Origin of the sequence: Pseudomonas sp. S10E 269 (genome assembly GCF_002798465.1) — a bacterium.
GTDB classification, from domain to species: Bacteria; Pseudomonadota; Gammaproteobacteria; order Pseudomonadales; family Pseudomonadaceae; genus Aquipseudomonas; species Aquipseudomonas pergaminensis.
Genome location: NZ_PHIJ01000001.1, coordinates 2,454,244 through 2,471,386, shown reverse-complemented (window position 1 = coordinate 2,471,386; position 17,143 = coordinate 2,454,244). Strand labels below are relative to the sequence as shown.

General features: G+C 61.7%; 18 protein-coding genes. 14 read left to right on the top strand and 4 right to left on the bottom strand.

Annotated elements, in window-relative coordinates:
- Nucleotides 1-906, top strand: a complete 906-nt coding sequence (gene argB, locus CWC48_RS11340; protein WP_016975925.1) for an acetylglutamate kinase — start codon at nt 1-3, stop codon at nt 904-906.
- 100 nt (nt 907-1,006) lie between these two features.
- On the opposite strand, the gene pyrE is transcribed toward argB, so the two are convergent.
- Nucleotides 1,007-1,651, bottom strand: coding sequence for an orotate phosphoribosyltransferase (pyrE, locus tag CWC48_RS11335; RefSeq protein WP_028618476.1), 645 nt, complete (start codon nt 1,649-1,651; stop codon nt 1,007-1,009).
- Nucleotides 1,652-1,733: 82 nt separating this feature from the next.
- Between pyrE and CWC48_RS11330 the strand changes: the two genes are divergently transcribed.
- Nucleotides 1,734-2,513, top strand: a complete 780-nt coding sequence (locus CWC48_RS11330; protein ID WP_003195493.1) for an exodeoxyribonuclease III — start codon at nt 1,734-1,736, stop codon at nt 2,511-2,513.
- A 58-nt stretch (nt 2,514-2,571) separates the two neighbouring features.
- Here CWC48_RS11330 and CWC48_RS11325 read toward each other — a convergent pair whose 3' ends face one another.
- Together CWC48_RS11325 and rph are read right to left on the bottom strand one after the other, a co-directional pair.
- Nucleotides 2,572-2,943 (bottom strand): DUF4870 domain-containing protein, encoded by a 372-nt coding sequence (locus CWC48_RS11325; protein WP_025856354.1) that lies wholly within the window; start codon nt 2,941-2,943, stop codon nt 2,572-2,574.
- A gap of 22 nt (nt 2,944-2,965) precedes the next feature.
- On the bottom strand, nt 2,966-3,688 hold the full coding sequence (gene rph, locus CWC48_RS11320) for a ribonuclease PH (protein WP_010207511.1): 723 nt from the start codon (nt 3,686-3,688) through the stop codon (nt 2,966-2,968).
- A gap of 186 nt (nt 3,689-3,874) precedes the next feature.
- Between rph and CWC48_RS11315 the strand changes: the two genes are divergently transcribed.
- From CWC48_RS11315 to CWC48_RS11290, 6 genes are all read left to right on the top strand, one after another.
- Nucleotides 3,875-4,738, top strand: a complete 864-nt coding sequence (locus CWC48_RS11315) for a YicC/YloC family endoribonuclease (protein WP_078050738.1) — start codon at nt 3,875-3,877, stop codon at nt 4,736-4,738.
- A gap of 10 nt (nt 4,739-4,748) precedes the next feature.
- Nucleotides 4,749-5,369: a guanylate kinase gene (gene gmk / locus CWC48_RS11310; protein ID WP_010168203.1), complete on the top strand. Its 621-nt coding sequence runs from the start codon at nt 4,749-4,751 to the stop codon at nt 5,367-5,369.
- Nucleotides 5,370-5,536: 167 nt separating this feature from the next.
- Complete coding sequence (gene rpoZ / locus CWC48_RS11305; RefSeq protein WP_003176920.1) at nt 5,537-5,800, top strand: DNA-directed RNA polymerase subunit omega; 264 nt, start codon at nt 5,537-5,539, stop codon at nt 5,798-5,800.
- 60 nt (nt 5,801-5,860) lie between these two features.
- On the top strand, nt 5,861-7,966 hold the full coding sequence (gene spoT, locus CWC48_RS11300; RefSeq protein WP_078050739.1) for a bifunctional GTP diphosphokinase/guanosine-3',5'-bis pyrophosphate 3'-pyrophosphohydrolase: 2,106 nt from the start codon (nt 5,861-5,863) through the stop codon (nt 7,964-7,966).
- Between the two features lie 22 nt (nt 7,967-7,988).
- A complete protein-coding gene (locus CWC48_RS11295) occupies nt 7,989-8,369 on the top strand; it encodes a RidA family protein (protein WP_003176922.1) in 381 nt (126 codons plus the stop codon).
- 59 nt (nt 8,370-8,428) lie between these two features.
- Nucleotides 8,429-9,172: a hypothetical protein gene (locus CWC48_RS11290; protein WP_078050740.1), complete on the top strand. Its 744-nt coding sequence runs from the start codon at nt 8,429-8,431 to the stop codon at nt 9,170-9,172.
- 123 nt (nt 9,173-9,295) lie between these two features.
- On the opposite strand, the gene CWC48_RS11285 is transcribed toward CWC48_RS11290, so the two are convergent.
- Nucleotides 9,296-10,147, bottom strand: a complete 852-nt coding sequence (locus tag CWC48_RS11285; protein ID WP_099493221.1) for an SDR family oxidoreductase — start codon at nt 10,145-10,147, stop codon at nt 9,296-9,298.
- 186 nt (nt 10,148-10,333) lie between these two features.
- Between CWC48_RS11285 and exbB the strand changes: the two genes are divergently transcribed.
- The 6 genes from exbB to CWC48_RS11255 all read left to right on the top strand — a co-directional run bounded on the left by exbB (nt 10,334) and on the right by CWC48_RS11255 (nt 17,117).
- Nucleotides 10,334-11,314 carry a tonB-system energizer ExbB gene (gene exbB / locus CWC48_RS11280; RefSeq protein WP_099493222.1) on the top strand — a complete coding sequence of 327 codons (981 nt, stop codon included), beginning with the start codon at nt 10,334-10,336 and terminating at the stop codon, nt 11,312-11,314.
- A gap of 6 nt (nt 11,315-11,320) precedes the next feature.
- Nucleotides 11,321-11,746, top strand: a complete 426-nt coding sequence (gene exbD, locus CWC48_RS11275) for a TonB system transport protein ExbD (RefSeq protein WP_003195519.1) — start codon at nt 11,321-11,323, stop codon at nt 11,744-11,746.
- Entirely contained in the window at nt 11,743-12,492 is a 750-nt protein-coding gene (locus tag CWC48_RS11270) for an energy transducer TonB (RefSeq protein WP_017526805.1), read from the top strand. The genes exbD and CWC48_RS11270 overlap by 4 nt, the downstream gene beginning before the upstream one ends.
- A gap of 142 nt (nt 12,493-12,634) precedes the next feature.
- Nucleotides 12,635-13,555 (top strand): hydrogen peroxide-inducible genes activator, encoded by a 921-nt coding sequence (locus tag CWC48_RS11265; protein ID WP_015886540.1) that lies wholly within the window; start codon nt 12,635-12,637, stop codon nt 13,553-13,555.
- 8 nt (nt 13,556-13,563) lie between these two features.
- Entirely contained in the window at nt 13,564-15,639 is a 2,076-nt protein-coding gene (gene recG / locus CWC48_RS11260; RefSeq protein ID WP_100492515.1) for an ATP-dependent DNA helicase RecG, read from the top strand.
- Between the two features lie 77 nt (nt 15,640-15,716).
- The gene (locus CWC48_RS11255; protein WP_078050743.1) at nt 15,717-17,117 is read left to right on the top strand and encodes an aminoacyl-tRNA deacylase and HDOD domain-containing protein; all 1,401 of its coding nucleotides are present in this window, start codon (nt 15,717-15,719) and stop codon (nt 17,115-17,117) included.
- Nucleotides 17,118-17,143 lie beyond the last annotated feature (26 nt).

The window sequence follows — 17,143 nt, the reverse complement described above, 5'->3', positions numbered from 1 at the left end:
ATGACCCTCGAACGCGAAGCCGCTGCCAACACTGCCAAGGTCCTTTCCGAAGCGTTGCCTTACATCCGACGCTATGTCGGCAAGACGCTGGTGATCAAGTACGGCGGCAATGCCATGGAAAGCGACGAGCTGAAAACCGGCTTTGCCCGCGACATCGTGTTGATGAAAGCCGTCGGGATCAACCCGGTGGTGGTCCACGGTGGCGGCCCGCAAATCGGCGATCTGCTCAAACGCTTGTCGATCGAGAGTCACTTCATCGATGGCATGCGCGTCACTGACGCGCAGACCATGGACGTGGTGGAAATGGTGCTCGGCGGCCAGGTCAACAAGGACATCGTCAACCTGATCAACCGCCATGGCGGCAGCGCCATCGGCCTGACCGGCAAGGATGCGGAGCTGATCCGCGCGAAAAAACTGACCGTGACCCGCCAGACGCCGGAGATGACCCAGCCGGAAATCATCGACATCGGCCAAGTGGGCGAAGTGGTTGGCGTTAACACCGACCTGCTGAACCTGCTGGTCAAGGGCGATTTCATTCCGGTGATCGCGCCGATCGGCGTGGGCGCCAATGGCGAGTCCTACAACATCAACGCCGACCTGGTGGCCGGCAAGGTGGCCGAAGCATTGAAGGCTGAAAAGCTGATGCTGCTGACCAACATCGCCGGCTTGATGGACAAGGAAGGCAAGGTGTTGACCGGCCTGACGACCCAACAGGTCGACGAACTGATCGCCGACGGCACCATCTACGGTGGCATGCTGCCGAAGATCCGTTGCGCGCTGGAAGCGGTGCAAGGCGGTGTGGGCAGCTCGCTGATCATCGATGGCCGGGTACCGAATGCGGTACTGCTGGAAATCTTCACGGATACCGGCATGGGCACGTTGATCAGTAACCGCAAGCGCCCCTAAACGCTGAAAACAAAAAGGCCCCGCTCAATATGATTGAGCGGGGCCTTTTTTATGCACGCTGCTCCCCTGTGGGAGCGGGCTTGCCCGCGAAGGCGGTGGGTCAGACGCCAAACTGCTCGCGATATGCACGCACCGCCGGCAGGTGCTGCTTGAGCTGTGGATCATCTTCCAGGAACTGCAGCACCTGGTTCAGTGACACGATGCTGACCACGGGAATGCCGAAATCGCGTTCCACTTCCTGGATCGCGGACAACTCACCGTTGCCACGCTCCTGGCGGTTCAGCGCGATCAGCACACCGGCAGCCTTGGCGCCGTCCTGGGAAGCGATGATCTGCATCACTTCACGGATGGCGGTGCCAGCAGTGATCACGTCGTCAATGATCAGCACATCGCCCTTGAGCGGAGCCCCGACCAGGCTGCCGCCTTCACCATGCGCCTTGGCCTCCTTACGGTTGAAGCACCATGGCAAATCCTGCCCGTGATGTTCAGCCAGGGCCACAGCTGTGGCCGCGGCCAAGGGGATGCCCTTGTAGGCCGGGCCAAACAGGACGTCGAAGGAAATACCGCTTTCAACGATGGCGGCCGCATAGAAACGACCTAGCTGAGCCAGGGCCGAACCCGAGTTGAACAAGCCCGCATTAAAGAAGTACGGGCTGGTGCGCCCGGACTTCAGAGTGAACTCACCGAAGCGCAAAACGCCGCGATCGATGGCAAAACGAATGAAATCGCGTTGATACGCCTGCATGAAAAAAGCCTCAGATACCACGGATTTAGCTAATTAGGTAGACGGCGTGTATCATACACGCACGCGATTTTTGGGGCCATTTATGCGGATCATCAGTGTGAACGTTAATGGTATTCAGGCTGCAGTCGAGCGTGGTTTGCTCAGTTGGCTGCAAGCCCAGAATGCCGACGTCATCTGCCTGCAGGATACCCGCGCCTCCGCCTTTGAACTGGACGACCCAGCCTTCCAACTGGATGGCTACTTCCTTTATGCCTGCGATGCCGAAGTGCCCACCCAAGGTGGCGTGGCTTTGTATTCGCGGTTGCAACCCAAGGCGGTCATCAGCGGCCTCGGCTTCGAGACAGCCGACCGCTACGGGCGCTACCTGCAAGCCGATTTCGACAAGGTCAGCATCGCGACCTTGCTGCTTCCTTCGGGGCAGAACGGCGATGAAGACTTGAACCAGAAGTTCAAGCTAATGGACGATTTCGCCCGTTATCTGGATAAACAGCGGCGCAAACGTCGCGAGTACATTTATTGTGGCTCGCTGTACGTGGCGCAACAGAAGCTGGATATCAAGAACTGGCGCGACAGCCAGCAATCCCCGGGCTTCCTGGCGCCAGAACGCGCCTGGATGGACGAGATTGTCGGCAACATGGGCTATGTGGATGCACTGCGCGAGGTCAGCCGCGAAGGCGACCAGTACAGCTGGTGGCCAGATAACGAACAGGCTGAGATGCTCAACCTGGGCTGGCGTTTCGATTATCAGTTGCTGACCCCTGGTCTGCGCCGGTTCGTGCGCAGCGCACGCCTGCCGCGCCAGCCACGCTTCTCGCAGCACGCGCCGCTGATCGTGGACTACGACTGGACATTGACCATCTAAGGTCTTTTTCCAGGCACAAAAAAACCGACATCGCTGTCGGTTTTTTTGTGGGTGCTCATTATTTGATCAGGCGCCAGGTCAAGGGGTAGCGATAAACAATCCCCTTGTTGGCCTTGATGCTGCCAATGATAGTCAGCACCACCGTGGCGATCGCCAGGGCAACCATCAGGAAAAAGCCAATCACTGCAAAAGCCAGCACGATGCAAGCGATCCAGGCGATGGCCACGGTGATCTGGAAGTTCAGTGCTTCCTTGCCCTGATCATCAATGAACGGGTCCACTTCTTTCTTCATCTGCCACAGGATCAGTGGCCCCACGACGCTACCGAAGGGGAACACGAAGCCCAGAAACGCCGCGAGATGGCACAACATTGCCCCCTGGCGCACTTCGTAGGAAGGCGTAGGCACCGGCATTTGGCTGTTGTCATTCATGGCGTTTCTCCTTGAAACGGGCTCAGTCAGCCAGGGCGGCGTTCTGCAGCTCGAAGATTTCGGTCATGCCTTTCTGGGCCAGGGCCAGCATGGCGTTCAGGTCGGCCGGCTGGAAGGGCGCGCCTTCGGCGGTGCCCTGCACTTCGATGAAACCACCGGTGCTGGTCATGACCACGTTCAGGTCGGTCTCGGCGGCCGAGTCTTCCAGGTAGTCCAGGTCCAGCACTGGCTCGCCCTGGTACATGCCTACCGACACAGCGGCGATCATTTGCTTGAGCGGGTCGCCTGCTTTCAGGCCGCCACGTTTCTTGATCACTTTCAGCGCGTCAACCAGGGCCACCATGGCGCCGGTGATAGACGCGGTACGGGTACCGCCGTCGGCCTGGATCACGTCACAGTCGACATACAGGGTCACGTCGCCCAGCTTGGACATGTCCAGGGCTGCGCGCAGGGAGCGGCCGATAAGACGCTGGATTTCCAGGGTGCGGCCGCCTTGCTTGCCACGACTGGCTTCACGCTGATTACGTTCGCCAGTGGCGCGCGGCAGCATGCCGTACTCGGCGGTCAACCAACCCTGGCCCTGGCCTTTGAGGAAGCGCGGCACGCCGTTTTCGACGCTTACGGTGCAGATGACCTTGGTATCGCCAAACTCGACCAGTACAGAACCCTCGGCGTGTTTGGTGTAGTTGCGGGTGATGCGGATCGAGCGGAGCTGATCGGCAGCGCGACCACTTGGACGTTTCATAGGGAGACACCTGTACTGAGGACGAAAAACTGCCGAGCATTATAGAGCCGCGAGCCGGTTCGGGGCACTGCTAAAAAATCCAGTTACGAATGCTCGGGTTTGGGCGCGCTCGTTCCACTGCGCTACAATCCTGCGCCTTCTTAACCATCAGCCCGTGTTTGCGGGACTGCAACGCGAGGTACCTCCATGGTGCACAGCATGACCGCCTTCGCCCGCGTCGAAAAAGCCGGCGTACAAGGCACCCTGAGCTGGGAACTGCGCTCGGTCAACAGCCGTTACCTGGAGCCGCACCTGCGTCTGCCGGAGTCGTTCCGCGACCTCGAAGGCGCCGTGCGTGAAGCGTTGCGCCAAGGTATTTCCCGCGGCAAGCTGGAATGCACCCTGCGTTTTACCGAAGAAACCACCGGCAAGCCGCTGCAGGTCGACCGCGACCGCGCCGCACAGCTGGTGGCCGCCGCCGAAACCATCGCCGGCCTGATCAAGCAGCCGGCCGCGCTCAACCCCCTGGAAGTGCTGGCCTGGCCCGGCGTGCTGGTGGCCGACGCCACCGACCCGCAAGCCCTCAACGCCGAAGCCTTGGCCCTGTTCAACCAAGGCCTCAAGGAGCTCAAGGCCGGCCGCGAGCGCGAAGGCGCCGAGCTGGCTCGCCTGATCAATGAGCGCCTGACCTCGATCGAAGAAGACGTAGTGACCCTGCGCGAGCTGGTCCCACAGATGCTCGCCACCCAGCGCCAGAAGGTGCTCGACCGTTTCACCGACATGAAGGCCGACCTTGACCCGGTGCGTCTGGAGCAGGAAATGGTCCTGCTGGCGCAAAAGAGCGACGTCGCCGAAGAGCTGGACCGCCTGAGCACCCACATCCTCGAAGTGCGCCGCGTGCTCAAGTCCGGCGGTGCCGCCGGTCGGCGCCTGGACTTCCTGATGCAGGAACTCAACCGCGAAGCCAATACACTGGGCTCCAAGGCGTTCGATCCGCGCAGCACCACGGCTGCGGTCAACCTCAAGGTGTTGATCGAGCAGATGCGCGAACAAGTACAGAATATTGAGTAAGGCAACCCCCATGACCCACAGCACCGGCACCCTTTACATCATTTCCGCCCCTTCGGGCGCGGGCAAGAGCAGCCTGGTCAAGGCCTTGACCGACGCTGACGAGCAGATCCGCATCTCGGTCTCCCACACCACCCGCGCCATGCGTCCGGGCGAGGTGAACGGCGTGCACTACCACTTCGTCGAGCGCACCGAGTTCGTCAAGATGATCGAACACGGCGACTTCCTGGAGCGCGCCGAAGTGTTCGGCAACCTCTACGGCACGTCGCAGAGCCACTTGCAGCAAACCCTGGACGAAGGCCACGACCTCATTCTGGAAATCGACTGGCAGGGCGCCGAGCAAGTGCGCCAGTTGATGCCCAAGGCGCGTTCGATCTTCATCTTGCCGCCGTCGCTGGAGGCGTTGCACCAGCGCCTGACCAATCGCGGCCAGGACAGCGACGAGATCATCGAAGGCCGCATGCGTGAAGCCGTCAGCGAAATGAGCCACTACGTCGACTACGACTACCTGATCATCAATGACGATTTTGCCCACGCGCTGGACGATTTGAAGGCGATTTTCCGCACCAACCAGCTCCAGCAAAAGCGTCAGCAACAGCGTTTCGGCAAATTACTGGCCGAACTGCTCGGTTGATTGGCTCTTCCCAAAACGGCTGCAAGGGCTTTACATTGGCACTTGTAGCGGTTTTGCGAGGGCCTGCGAGAAATCAGCGCTTCCCTAAACGCTGGTGATTTTTTAAACTGTTGAGTCCGCTCGCCCAACCGGGCAGCGCGCATCTTGCATTCGCTCCGAGGAATACCATGGCCCGCGTAACCGTTGAAGACTGCCTAGAACACGTGGATAACCGCTTTGAGCTGGTCATGCTCTCTACCAAGCGTGCCCGTCAACTGGCCACTGGCGGCAAAGAGCCCCTGGTCCAGTGGGAAAACGACAAGCCTACCGTTGTAGCCCTGCGTGAAATCGCTGAAGGCCTGATGAGCTACGAGTTCATCGCCAACGCCGAAATCGTTGAAGACGAACCGCTGTTTGCAGCGTTCGAGGACGAGTCCAACGAGGCCGTCTAAGCCTATGCCTGGTCGACGTAGCACGGCGCGGGGTCACAGCCAACGGCAGGAGTTCTTCCTTTGCCGAGCATAGACGCCCTCGCCGATCGCTTATCGACCTACCTCGGCCCAGACCAGGTCAACCTGGTCCGCCGAGCGTATTTCTACGCCGAACAAGCCCACGACGGCCAACGCCGCCGCAGTGGCGAGGCGTATGTCACCCATCCTCTTGCGGTGGCAAATATTCTGGCCGACATGCACATGGACCATCAGAGCCTGATGGCCGCGATGCTGCATGACGTGATCGAAGACACCGGCATTGCCAAGGAAGCGCTCAGCGCGCAATTTGGCGAAACCGTGGCCGAACTGGTCGACGGGGTCAGCAAACTGACCCAGATGAACTTCGAGACCAAGGCCGAAGCCCAGGCGGAAAACTTCCAGAAAATGGCCATGGCCATGGCACGCGACATTCGCGTGATCCTGGTCAAGCTGGCCGACCGGCTGCACAACATGCGCACGCTGGAGGTGCTGTCCGGCGAAAAACGCCGACGCATCGCCAAGGAAACCCTGGAAATCTACGCGCCCATCGCCAACCGGCTGGGCATGCACGCCATTCGTATCGAATTCGAAGACCTCGGCTTCAAAGCCATGCATCCGATGCGTTCGGCGCGCATCTACCAGGCGGTCAAGCGCGCCCGTGGCAACCGCAAGGAAATCGTCAACAAGATCGAAGAGTCCCTGAGCCATTGCCTGGCGATCGATGAGATCGAGGGCGAGGTCAGCGGCCGGCAGAAACACATCTACGGCATCTACAAGAAGATGCGCGGCAAGCGCCGGGCCTTCAACGAGATCATGGATGTGTATGCATTCCGGATCATCGTCGACAAGGTCGACACCTGCTACCGCGTGCTGGGCGCTGTACATAATTTGTACAAACCCCTGCCAGGCCGTTTCAAGGATTACATCGCGATCCCCAAGGCCAACGGCTACCAGTCGCTGCATACCACGCTGTTCGGCATGCACGGGGTGCCGATCGAGATCCAGATTCGCACCCGCGAAATGGAAGAGATGGCCAACAACGGCATCGCCGCCCATTGGCTGTATAAATCCAGCGGCGACGAGCAGCCCAAAGGCACCCATGCCCGCGCCCGCCAGTGGGTCAAGGGCGTGCTGGAAATGCAGCAACGGGCCGGCAACTCCCTGGAATTCATCGAAAGCGTGAAGATCGACCTGTTTCCGGACGAGGTCTACGTGTTCACGCCCAAAGGCCGGATCATGGAGCTGCCCAAAGGCTCCACGGCGGTCGACTTCGCCTACGCCGTGCACACCGATGTGGGCAACAGCTGCATCGCCTGTCGGATCAATCGTCGTCTCGCGCCGCTGTCCGAACCACTGCAAAGCGGCTCCACGGTCGAGATCGTCAGTGCACCGGGCGCACGCCCGAACCCGGCCTGGCTCAACTTCGTGGTCACCGGCAAGGCGCGCACGCACATTCGTCACGCACTGAAACTGCAGCGCCGCTCCGAGTCCATCAGCCTGGGCGAACGCCTGCTGAACAAGGTGCTCAACGGTTTCGACAGTGCCCTCGACAAGATTCCTACAGAGCGCGTGCAAGCGATGCTCCATGAGTACCGCCAGGAAACCATCGAAGACCTGCTGGAAGATATCGGCCTGGGCAACCGCATGGCTTATGTGGTCGCCCGCCGCCTGCTCGGCGAAGGCGAACAATTGCCAAGCCCCGAAGGTCCGCTGGCGATTCGCGGCACCGAGGGCCTGGTACTCAGCTACGCCAAGTGCTGTACGCCAATCCCGGGCGACCCGATTGTCGGCCATTTGTCGGCGGGCAAAGGCATGGTGGTGCACCTGGACAACTGCCGCAACATCACCGAAATCCGCCACAACCCCGAAAAATGCATCCAGCTCTCGTGGGCCAAGGATGTCACCGGAGAATTCAACGTTGAGTTGCGGGTGGAGCTGGAACACCAGCGCGGCCTGATCGCCCTGCTCGCCAGCAGCGTCAACGCGGCCGACGGCAATATCGAGAAGATCAGCATGGACGAACGCGATGGTCGCATCAGCGTGGTCCAGTTGGTGGTCAGCGTTCACGACCGCGTGCACCTGGCCCGCGTGATCAAGAAACTGCGTGCCTTGACGGGTGTGATCCGCATCACTCGCATGCGCGCCTAAGCCACATTACAAGGAGTCATTCATGACCAAGACTGTTATCACCAGCGATAAAGCCCCGGCCGCCATCGGCACTTACTCCCAGGCGATCAAGGCAGGCAACACCGTCTACATGTCCGGCCAGATCCCGCTGGACCCAAAAACCATGGAACTGGTGGAAGGCTTTGAAGCACAGACCGTACAGGTCTTCGAAAACCTCAAGTCGGTTGCCGAAGCTGCTGGCGGCTCGTTCAAGGACATCGTCAAGCTCAACATCTTCCTCACCGACCTGAGCCACTTCGCCAAGGTCAACGAGATCATGGGCAAGTACTTCGAACAGCCTTACCCAGCTCGCGCCGCCATCGGCGTTGCTGCCCTGCCAAAGGGTGCGCAGGTAGAGATGGACGCGATTCTGGTCATCGAGTAAAACACCCGGCGCAGCCCCCCCCACAGGCTGCGCCGACTTCGTTTCAGAAGGATTTCATGATGCGCAAAGCGCTTGTAGCCTCATCAATGCTCGCCCTGTTGCTCGGCGGCTGTGCCAGCAACCCCGCCGACCTGGATGTGAGCGGCACCTGGATCAACCAGGTCGCCATTGATGCGGCAGCCAAAGGCGGCCCTTTGCGTGAAGCCTTGCAGAGCTTCGGCCCGAACCTCGAATGGGAGGTCAACACCAAGGCCTCGCAAGCCCGCTACTACAACGGTTTTGAAGTAGCAGAAGGCAAGTTGCTGGGAGAAAAGTCCGGCGCCTGGAGTGTGGACTTCTACGGCAGCTCCGCCACCGAACTCAAGCGCAAAGGCAAGCAACTGTTGCAAGTGGCCAACGACAACGAGCCTGAACAGCTGTTTGCCCGCGCCAAAGAACCCGCGCCGGACGGTGCGCCCATCGGCGCCAACTTCGAACGTGCGCTGTACGCGGCCTACATGGGCGGCGACTGGAAAATCGCCGACGGCTTCGGCAGCGGCGCCATCGTGCAGTTCCAGGCTAATGGCAAGGTCGCCGGCTTGCCCAATGTCGATCAGTACTCGCTGTGCCTGGCGGGCGATTGCGCGTCCATGAGCGGCGGCTACGACAGCATCTGGCTGCAACTCAATGGCCAGGGCAACCCGTGGATCTTTACCCGCAAGGGCAAACAGCTGGAGATCTTCCAGGCGATCAATACCGCACAGGCGGATGAAGTCCCCTCGTTCACGCCAGGTCCACGCCAATGGCTGCTTGAAAAGCAATAAGCAGCCAAACGCGTATCCAAATGTGGGAGCGGGCTTGCTCGCGAAAGCGGTTTATCAGAAGCACATTCAGTGACTGACACAGCGCTTTCGCGAGCAAGCCCGCTCCCACATTTTCAGCGCATTTCAGCCTTTCAGGATCGCCGCGTAGCCTTCGCGGTAAGTCGGGTAAGTCGGCACCCAACCCAACGCTTTGATACGCGCATTGCTGCATTGCTTGCTGCCAGCGCGCCGAACACTCGCATCATCGGCCCACTCGGTCACACCCAGGTACTCGCGTAACCAGCCCACCACCTCCGCCAGTGGCGCAGGCGCGTTGTCGACGCCAATGTAGATCGTGTCCAGCGAGCCGCCCTTTTCTACATGCCGCAACAAAAATGCCAGCAGACCCGCTGCGTCGTCCGCGTGAATGCGGTTGCCATATAAAGGTGGGTCGGTTGCCACGCGATAACCTTGGCGCACCTGGGTCAGCAGCCATTCGCGGCCGGGGCCGTAAATACCGGTCAGGCGGACAATGCTGGCCGGGATGCCGCTGTTGAGCGCCACTTGCTCAGCCTCCAGCATGACTTGCCCGGAATATCCCTTCGCCTGAGTCTGCGACGTTTCATCGACCCACTCGCCGTTCTGTTGCCCGTAGACACTGCTGCTCGATACAAACAGCAGGTGCTTGGGCGTCTGGCCGTAGTCGCCCAGCCACTCCAGCACATGCTTGAGCCCTTGTACGTAGGCGGCGCGATAGCCGGCTTCGTCGTGGTCCGTCGCAGCCGCGCAGTACACCAGGTAATCCACCCCGCCGATCGGCCAGGTGTCAGGGCAATCTTTCTTGAACAGGTCGCCGGCGATGCCGATCACCCCCTCGGGGAGCCGCGAAATATCGCGGCGCAGGCCATGGACCTCCCATTCCGAGGCCAGCAACTGGCTGGCCAGCCGACTACCCACGTCGCCACAACCGGCAATCACAACAGAAGGCGCAGACATCACAAAACTCCGTACTGAAAGGTCTAGGTTAGCCCTCGCGAGTGACCGACGGCCAGAAAAAGGGCAAATAAAGTAACTGTATTACTTTAGTTAACAAGAATTACTTGCAATAATAACCGCCCATTTGTCCTCGACCTCAGGGTCTGGAAGGACGATCACTCATTTTTTTACTTAGGTCCGGCCAGCATGACACGTAATACAACCCCCGCTTCGCCAACCAAGCTTCACAGCCCATCCCGCGCCTGGCGTGCGATTGCTGCGCTGCTGTTCAGCGTACTGCTGGCACCGACCGCTGCCTTCGCTGACGCCACCGCGCCAGCCACCCCGGCTGCCGCCGAGCACAACGCCGCGGCACCGGCAGCACCAGGCACAGCGCCCGCTGCCACCGACCCGGCCCAGGCTGCTGACCCTGCCGCCGCTGACGACACTGGCGTGGTGCTGGAAGAAGACAACACCCTGGGCATGGCCCACGACCTGTCGCCGTGGGGCATGTACCAGAACGCTGACGTGGTGGTTAAAGCGGTCATGATCGGCCTGGCCATCGCCTCTATCATCACTTGGACCATCTGGATCGCCAAAGGCTTCGAGCTGCTGGGCGCCAAACGTCGCCTGCGCAACGAAATCGTCCACCTGAAAAAGGCCACCACCCTCAAGGAAGCCAGCGAAAGCGCGACCAAGAAAGGCACCCTGGCCAACACCCTGGTGCACGACGCGCTGGAAGAAATGCGCCTGTCGGCCAACACCCGCGAAAAAGAAGGCATCAAGGAACGTGTGGCCTTCCGCCTGGAGCGCCTGGTAGCGGCCTGCGGTCGTAACATGAGCAGCGGCACCGGCGTGCTGGCGACCATTGGTTCCACCGCGCCCTTCGTCGGCCTGTTCGGTACCGTGTGGGGCATCATGAACAGCTTCATCGGCATCGCCAAAACCCAGACCACCAACCTCGCCGTCGTTGCCCCAGGCATCGCAGAGGCCCTGCTGGCGACTGCCCTGGGCCTGGTTGCCGCGATTCCTGCGGTAGTGATCTACAACGTCTTCGCCCGTTCGATTGCCGGCTACAAGGCTCAGGTATCGGACGCGTCGGCGGAAGTCCTGCTGCTGGTCAGCCGCGACCTCGATCACCTGCCTACCGAGCGCAGCTCGCAACCGCACATGGTGAAAGTGGGGTAATCGGCCATGGGCCTGCATTTGAATCAAGGCGACGACGAACTCGTCGAGAACCACGAAATCAACGTCACGCCGTTTATCGACGTGATGCTGGTGCTGCTGATCATCTTCATGGTGGCGGCACCGTTGGCGACCGTGGACATTAAGGTCGACCTGCCCGCGTCCAGCGCCAAACCTGCGCCACGGCCAGAGAAACCGATCTTCCTCAGCGTCAAGGCGGACCAACGCCTGTTTTTGGGCGAAGAAGAAGTCAAGGCTGAAACCCTGGGGCCGGTGCTCGACGCCAAGACCCAAGGCAAGAAAGACACGACGATCTTCTTCCAGGCCGACAAAGGCGTGGACTACGGCGACCTGATGAGCGTGATGGATGCCCTGCGGGCAGCCGGCTACCTCAAGGTCGGCCTGGTCGGACTTGAGACGGCAGCCAAGAAATGATCACGACGCGCCACAAACTGACGCGTTATGGCACCAGCCTCGCCGTCGTGCTGGGCGTGCATGCCGTCGCGATCGCTATCGCGCTTCATTGGTCCGCGCCGCGCACGGTGCAGTTGCCACCGGCTGCCATGGTCATCGACCTGGCACCGATGCCAGCCCCCCCGCCGCCAGCGCCGCCCAAGGTGGTAACGCCGCCGCAACCGCCTGCACCGGTGGAAGAGCTGCCCCTGCCGAAACTGGCCGAGGCACCCAAGCCAACGATCCAGGTGCCCAAGCCGGTCAAGCCCAAGCCCAAACCACAGCCGCCCAAACCGGTAGAGAAAAAGATCGAGCCGCCCAAGGAGAAACCCTCCGAGGATCCGCCGAGCGATGCTCCGCCGACCCAGGCACCGGCTGAGAAATCGGCCCAACCTGTACCAGGCCCTTCTCCGCAGCAAATCGCTGCCAAGGCATCCTGGGAAGGCACCCTGCTGGCCCACTTGCAGAAGTACAAGAAGTACCCGCCAGGTGCCCAGGCCCGTGGCAAGGAAGGCCTGAACCGCCTGAAGTTCGTGGTGGATGCCGACGGCAATGTGCTGTCCTACGAGTTGGTGGGCCGCTCCGGCAACGCCGACCTGGACCGCGCCACACTGGACATGATCCGTCGTGCCCAGCCGCTGCCAAAACCGCCAGCGGACATGCTCAAGGGTGGCAGCATCGAGATCGTTGCACCGTTCGTGTACAACATCGAGAAGCGTCGTCGCTGAAAATGAAGGTGGTGAGGGGCAACCCTCACCACCTTCAGCAAAATCTGCGTAACTCCCCGCTCAATCCCCACCAAAGTTCTGATAACGTGCGTCTATCGATTGCAGCCGGTATGCTTGGCCCGCAACCTCATGGACGCCCGCTATGACTCTTACAGAATTACGCTACATCGTTACCCTCGCCCAAGAGCAGCACTTCGGCCACGCGGCCGAGCGTTGCCACGTCAGCCAGCCGACGCTGTCGGTGGGCGTGAAAAAGCTTGAAGACGAACTCGGTGTGCTGATTTTCGAGCGCAGCAAGAGCGCCGTGCGCCTGACGCCTGTGGGCGAAGGTATTGTTGCCCAGGCCCAGAAGGTACTGGAGCAAGCGCAGAGCATTCGCGAACTGGCCCAGGCCGGCAAGAACCAGCTGACCGCACCGCTTAAAGTCGGCGCCATCTACACCGTCGGCCCGTACCTGTTCCCGCACCTGATCCCGCAACTGCACCGCGTCGCGCCGCAGATGCCGCTGTATATCGAAGAGAACTTCACTCACGTGCTGCGCGACAAGCTGCGCAACGGCGAGCTGGACGCGATCATCATTGCCCTGCCGTTCAATGAAGCCGACGTACTGACCCTGCCGCTCTACGACGAGCCGTTCTACGTACTGATGCCGGCCTCCCACCCGTGGACGCAAAAAGACACCATCGACGCAGGCCTGCTCAACGATAAGAGCCTGCTGCTGCTCGGCGAAGGTCACTGCTTCCGCGACCAGGTGCTCGAAGCCTGCCCGACCCTGACCAAGGGCAACGACGGCGCCAAGCACACCACCGTGGAGTCCAGCTCCCTGGAAACCATTCGCCACATGGTCGCTTCCGGCCTGGGCATCTCGATCCTGCCGCTGTCGGCAGTAGACAGCCATCACTACGCCCCCGGCGTGATCGAAGTACGCCCGCTCACGCCGCCGGTGCCGTTCCGCACCGTGGCGATCGCCTGGCGCGCCAGCTTTCCACGACCCAAGGCCATTGAGATCCTCGCTGACTCGATCCGCCTGTGTTCGGTGGCCAAGCCGCCTGCCGCGAGCTAAGCAAGGGTATGACTGAGCTGTCGCAGGTGTCGGTGACGGCACTCAAGGGTGTCGGTGAAGCCATGGCCGAGAAGCTGGCCAAGGTCGGCCTGGAGAACCTCCAGGACGTGTTGTTCCACTTGCCCCTGCGCTATCAGGACCGCACCCGCGTGGTGCCCATCGGCCAGTTGCGTCCAGGCCAGGATGCGGTGGTCGAAGGCACCGTCAGCGGTGCCGACGTGGTCATGGGCAAGCGCCGCAGCCTGGTGGTACGCCTGCAGGACGGCACCGGTGGCCTGAGCCTGCGCTTCTACCATTTCAGCAACGCGCAGAAGGAAGGCCTCAAGCGCGGCACCCGCGTGCGCTGCTACGGCGAAGCGCGACCCGGCGCATCCGGCCTTGAGATCTATCACCCGGAATATCGCGCCATTACCGGTGACGAACCGCCGCCGGTCGACACCACGCTCACGCCGATCTACCCGCTCACCGAAGGCCTGACCCAGCAACGCCTGCGCCAACTGTGCATGCAGACGTTGACCATGCTCGGCCCGAAAAGCCTGCCTGATTGGCTGCCCCAGGAACTCGCCCGCGACTATCAACTGGCGCCGCTGGACGATGCGATTCGCTACCTGCATCACCCACCCGCCGATGCCGATGTCGACGAACTGGCCCTCGGTCATCACTGGGCCCAGCACCGCCTGGCCTTTGAAGAGCTGCTGACCCACCAACTGTCCCAGCAACGCCTGCGCGAAAGCATGCGCTCGCTGCGCGCGCCAGCGATGCCCAAGGCCACGCGCTTGCCTGCCCAATACCTGGCCAACCTGGGCTTTGCGCCGACCGGCGCCCAGCAACGCGTCGGCAATGAAATCGCCTACGACCTCAGCCAGCAGGAGCCCATGCTGCGGCTGATCCAGGGCGACGTGGGCGCGGGCAAGACCGTGGTCGCCGCCCTCGCCGCCCTGCAAGCCCTCGAAGCCGGTTACCAGGTGGCGCTGATGGCGCCCACCGAAATCCTCGCCGAGCAGCACTTCATCACCTTCAAGCGTTGGCTCGAACCGCTGGGCCTGCAAGTGGCGTGGCTGGCCGGCAAGCTCAAGGGCAAGAATCGCACAGCCGCACTGGAGCAGATCGCCGGCGGCGCGCCGATGGTGGTCGGCACCCACGCGCTGTTCCAGGACGAAGTGCGGTTCAAGAACCTGGCCCTGGTGATCATCGACGAGCAGCACCGTTTCGGCGTGCAACAGCGCCTGGCCCTGCGCCAGAAAGGCGTGGGCGGGCGGATGAACCCGCACCAGTTGATCATGACCGCCACGCCGATCCCGCGCACCCTGGCCATGAGCGCCTACGCCGACCTCGACACCTCGATCCTCGACGAACTGCCGCCCGGCCGTACCCCGGTCAACACCGTACTGGTCACCGACACCCGGCGTGTCGAAGTGATCGAACGCGTACGCGGCGCCTGCGCCGAAGGCCGCCAGGCGTACTGGGTGTGCACGCTGATCGAAGAGTCCGAAGAGCTGACCTGCCAGGCCGCCGAAACCACCTATGAAGACCTCACCAGCGCCTTGGGCGAACTCAAGGTCGGCCTGATCCACGGGCGCATGAAGCCCGCTGAAAAAGCTGCGGTGATGGCCGAATTCAAAGCTGGCAACCTGCAACTGCTGGTGGCCACTACCGTGATCGAGGTCGGTGTGGACGTGCCCAATGCCAGCCTGATGATCATTGAAAACCCCGAGCGCCTGGGCCTGGCGCAGTTGCACCAGTTGCGCGGGCGTGTTGGCCGAGGCAGCGCCGCCAGCCATTGCGTGCTGCTCTACCACCCGCCACTGTCGCAGATCGGCCGCCAGCGCCTGGGCATCATGCGCGAAACCAACGACGGTTTTGTCATCGCCGAAAAAGACCTCGAACTGCGCGGCCCCGGCGAAATGCTCGGCACCCGCCAGACCGGCCTGCTGCAATTCAAGGTCGCCGACCTGATGCGCGACGCCGATCTGCTGCCAGCCGTGCGCGATGCGGCGCAGGCTTTGCTGGAGCGCTGGCCGGACCACGTCAGCCCGCTGCTCAATCGCTGGCTCAGGCACGGACAGCAATACGGCCAAGTGTGACGCCTGACGCACTTAAGCGACCAACAGTTGTATCAAGCTGGTTATACTTCGTTGACTGTAAGAAATTGGATCAGGCCATGTCAGAAGTTGCCCTCGCCACAGCCCCACTGACCGCCCCGCCGGTCATTCGGGCTCTGCTCGCAAAACTCGCCATCCCCTACACGGAAGTCGCCGATCTACCGGGCCTGAATCCTGCGCAAAAGGTCCAAGCGGTTTTGCTGGAAGACGCGGTGGGCGCACTGATGGTGCTGTTCCCGCAGAATCAGTTGCTCGACCTCAACCGCCTCGCCGAACTCACCGGTCGCCGCCTCACTGCGGTGTCGCCGGATCGCGTCGAACGCATGCTGGGCAAACATGACCTGAGCCTGCTGCCGGGCCTGCCGCCTCTCACCAGCTCGCCGTGCCTGTACGAAGGCAGCCTGCTGGATGAACCGAGCCTGCTGGTGCATTCGGGTGAAGCCGGTTTGCTGCTGGAAATCGCCACCGACGCCTTCAAGACCCTGCTCACCAAGGCCAGCGCCGGCCACTTTGGCGAGCCGCTGAGCAACATTCGCCCCAACCTCGACCGCCCCAATGATGACCGCGAGGAAATCACCCAGGCGATGCAGGCGTTCACCGCCCGCCGCATCCAGCAACGCCTGGAAGCGACCATCGAGATTCCACCGCTGGCGGATACCGCACAGAAGATCATCAAACTGCGTGTCGACCCGAACGCCACCATTGATGACATCACTGGCGTGGTCGAGACCGACCCGGCCCTGGCCGCCCAAGTCGTGAGCTGGGCCGCATCGCCGTACTATGCCTCGCCGGGCAAGATTCGTTCAGTGGAAGACGCCATCGTGCGGGTGCTGGGCTTTGACCTGGTGATCAACCTGGCGCTGGGCCTGGCCCTGGGCAAGACCCTGAGCCTGCCCAAGGACCATCCACACCAGTCCACACCGTATTGGCACCAGTCGATCTACACCGCCGCCGTGATCGAGGGCCTGACCCGCGCCATGCCCCGCGCCCAGCGCCCGGAAGCCGGCCTGACCTACCTGGCGGGCTTGCTGCACAACTTCGGCTACCTGCTGCTGGCCCATGTGTTCCCGCCGCACTTCTCGCTGATCTGCCGCCACCTGGAGGTCAACCCGCACCTGTGCCACAGCTATGTCGAGCAACACCTGCTGGGCATCAGCCGCGAGCAAATCGGTGCGTGGCTGATGCGCTACTGGGACATGCCGGATGAACTGTCCACTGCCCTGCGCTTCCAGCACGATCCGACCTACGATGGTCAGTACGCTGAATACCCGAACCTGGTGTGTCTGGCGGTACGCTTGTTGCGCAGCCGTGGTATTGGCTCCGGGCCGGATGAGGCGATTCCGGATGCGCTGCTTGAGCGTCTGGGCTTGAGCCGTGACAAGGCTGAGGAAGTGGTGGGCAAAGTGCTGGATGCTGAAGTGCTGTTGCGCGAGTTGGCGTCCCAGTTCAGCCAGGGCTAACCTACCACCTGTTACATCGCCATCGC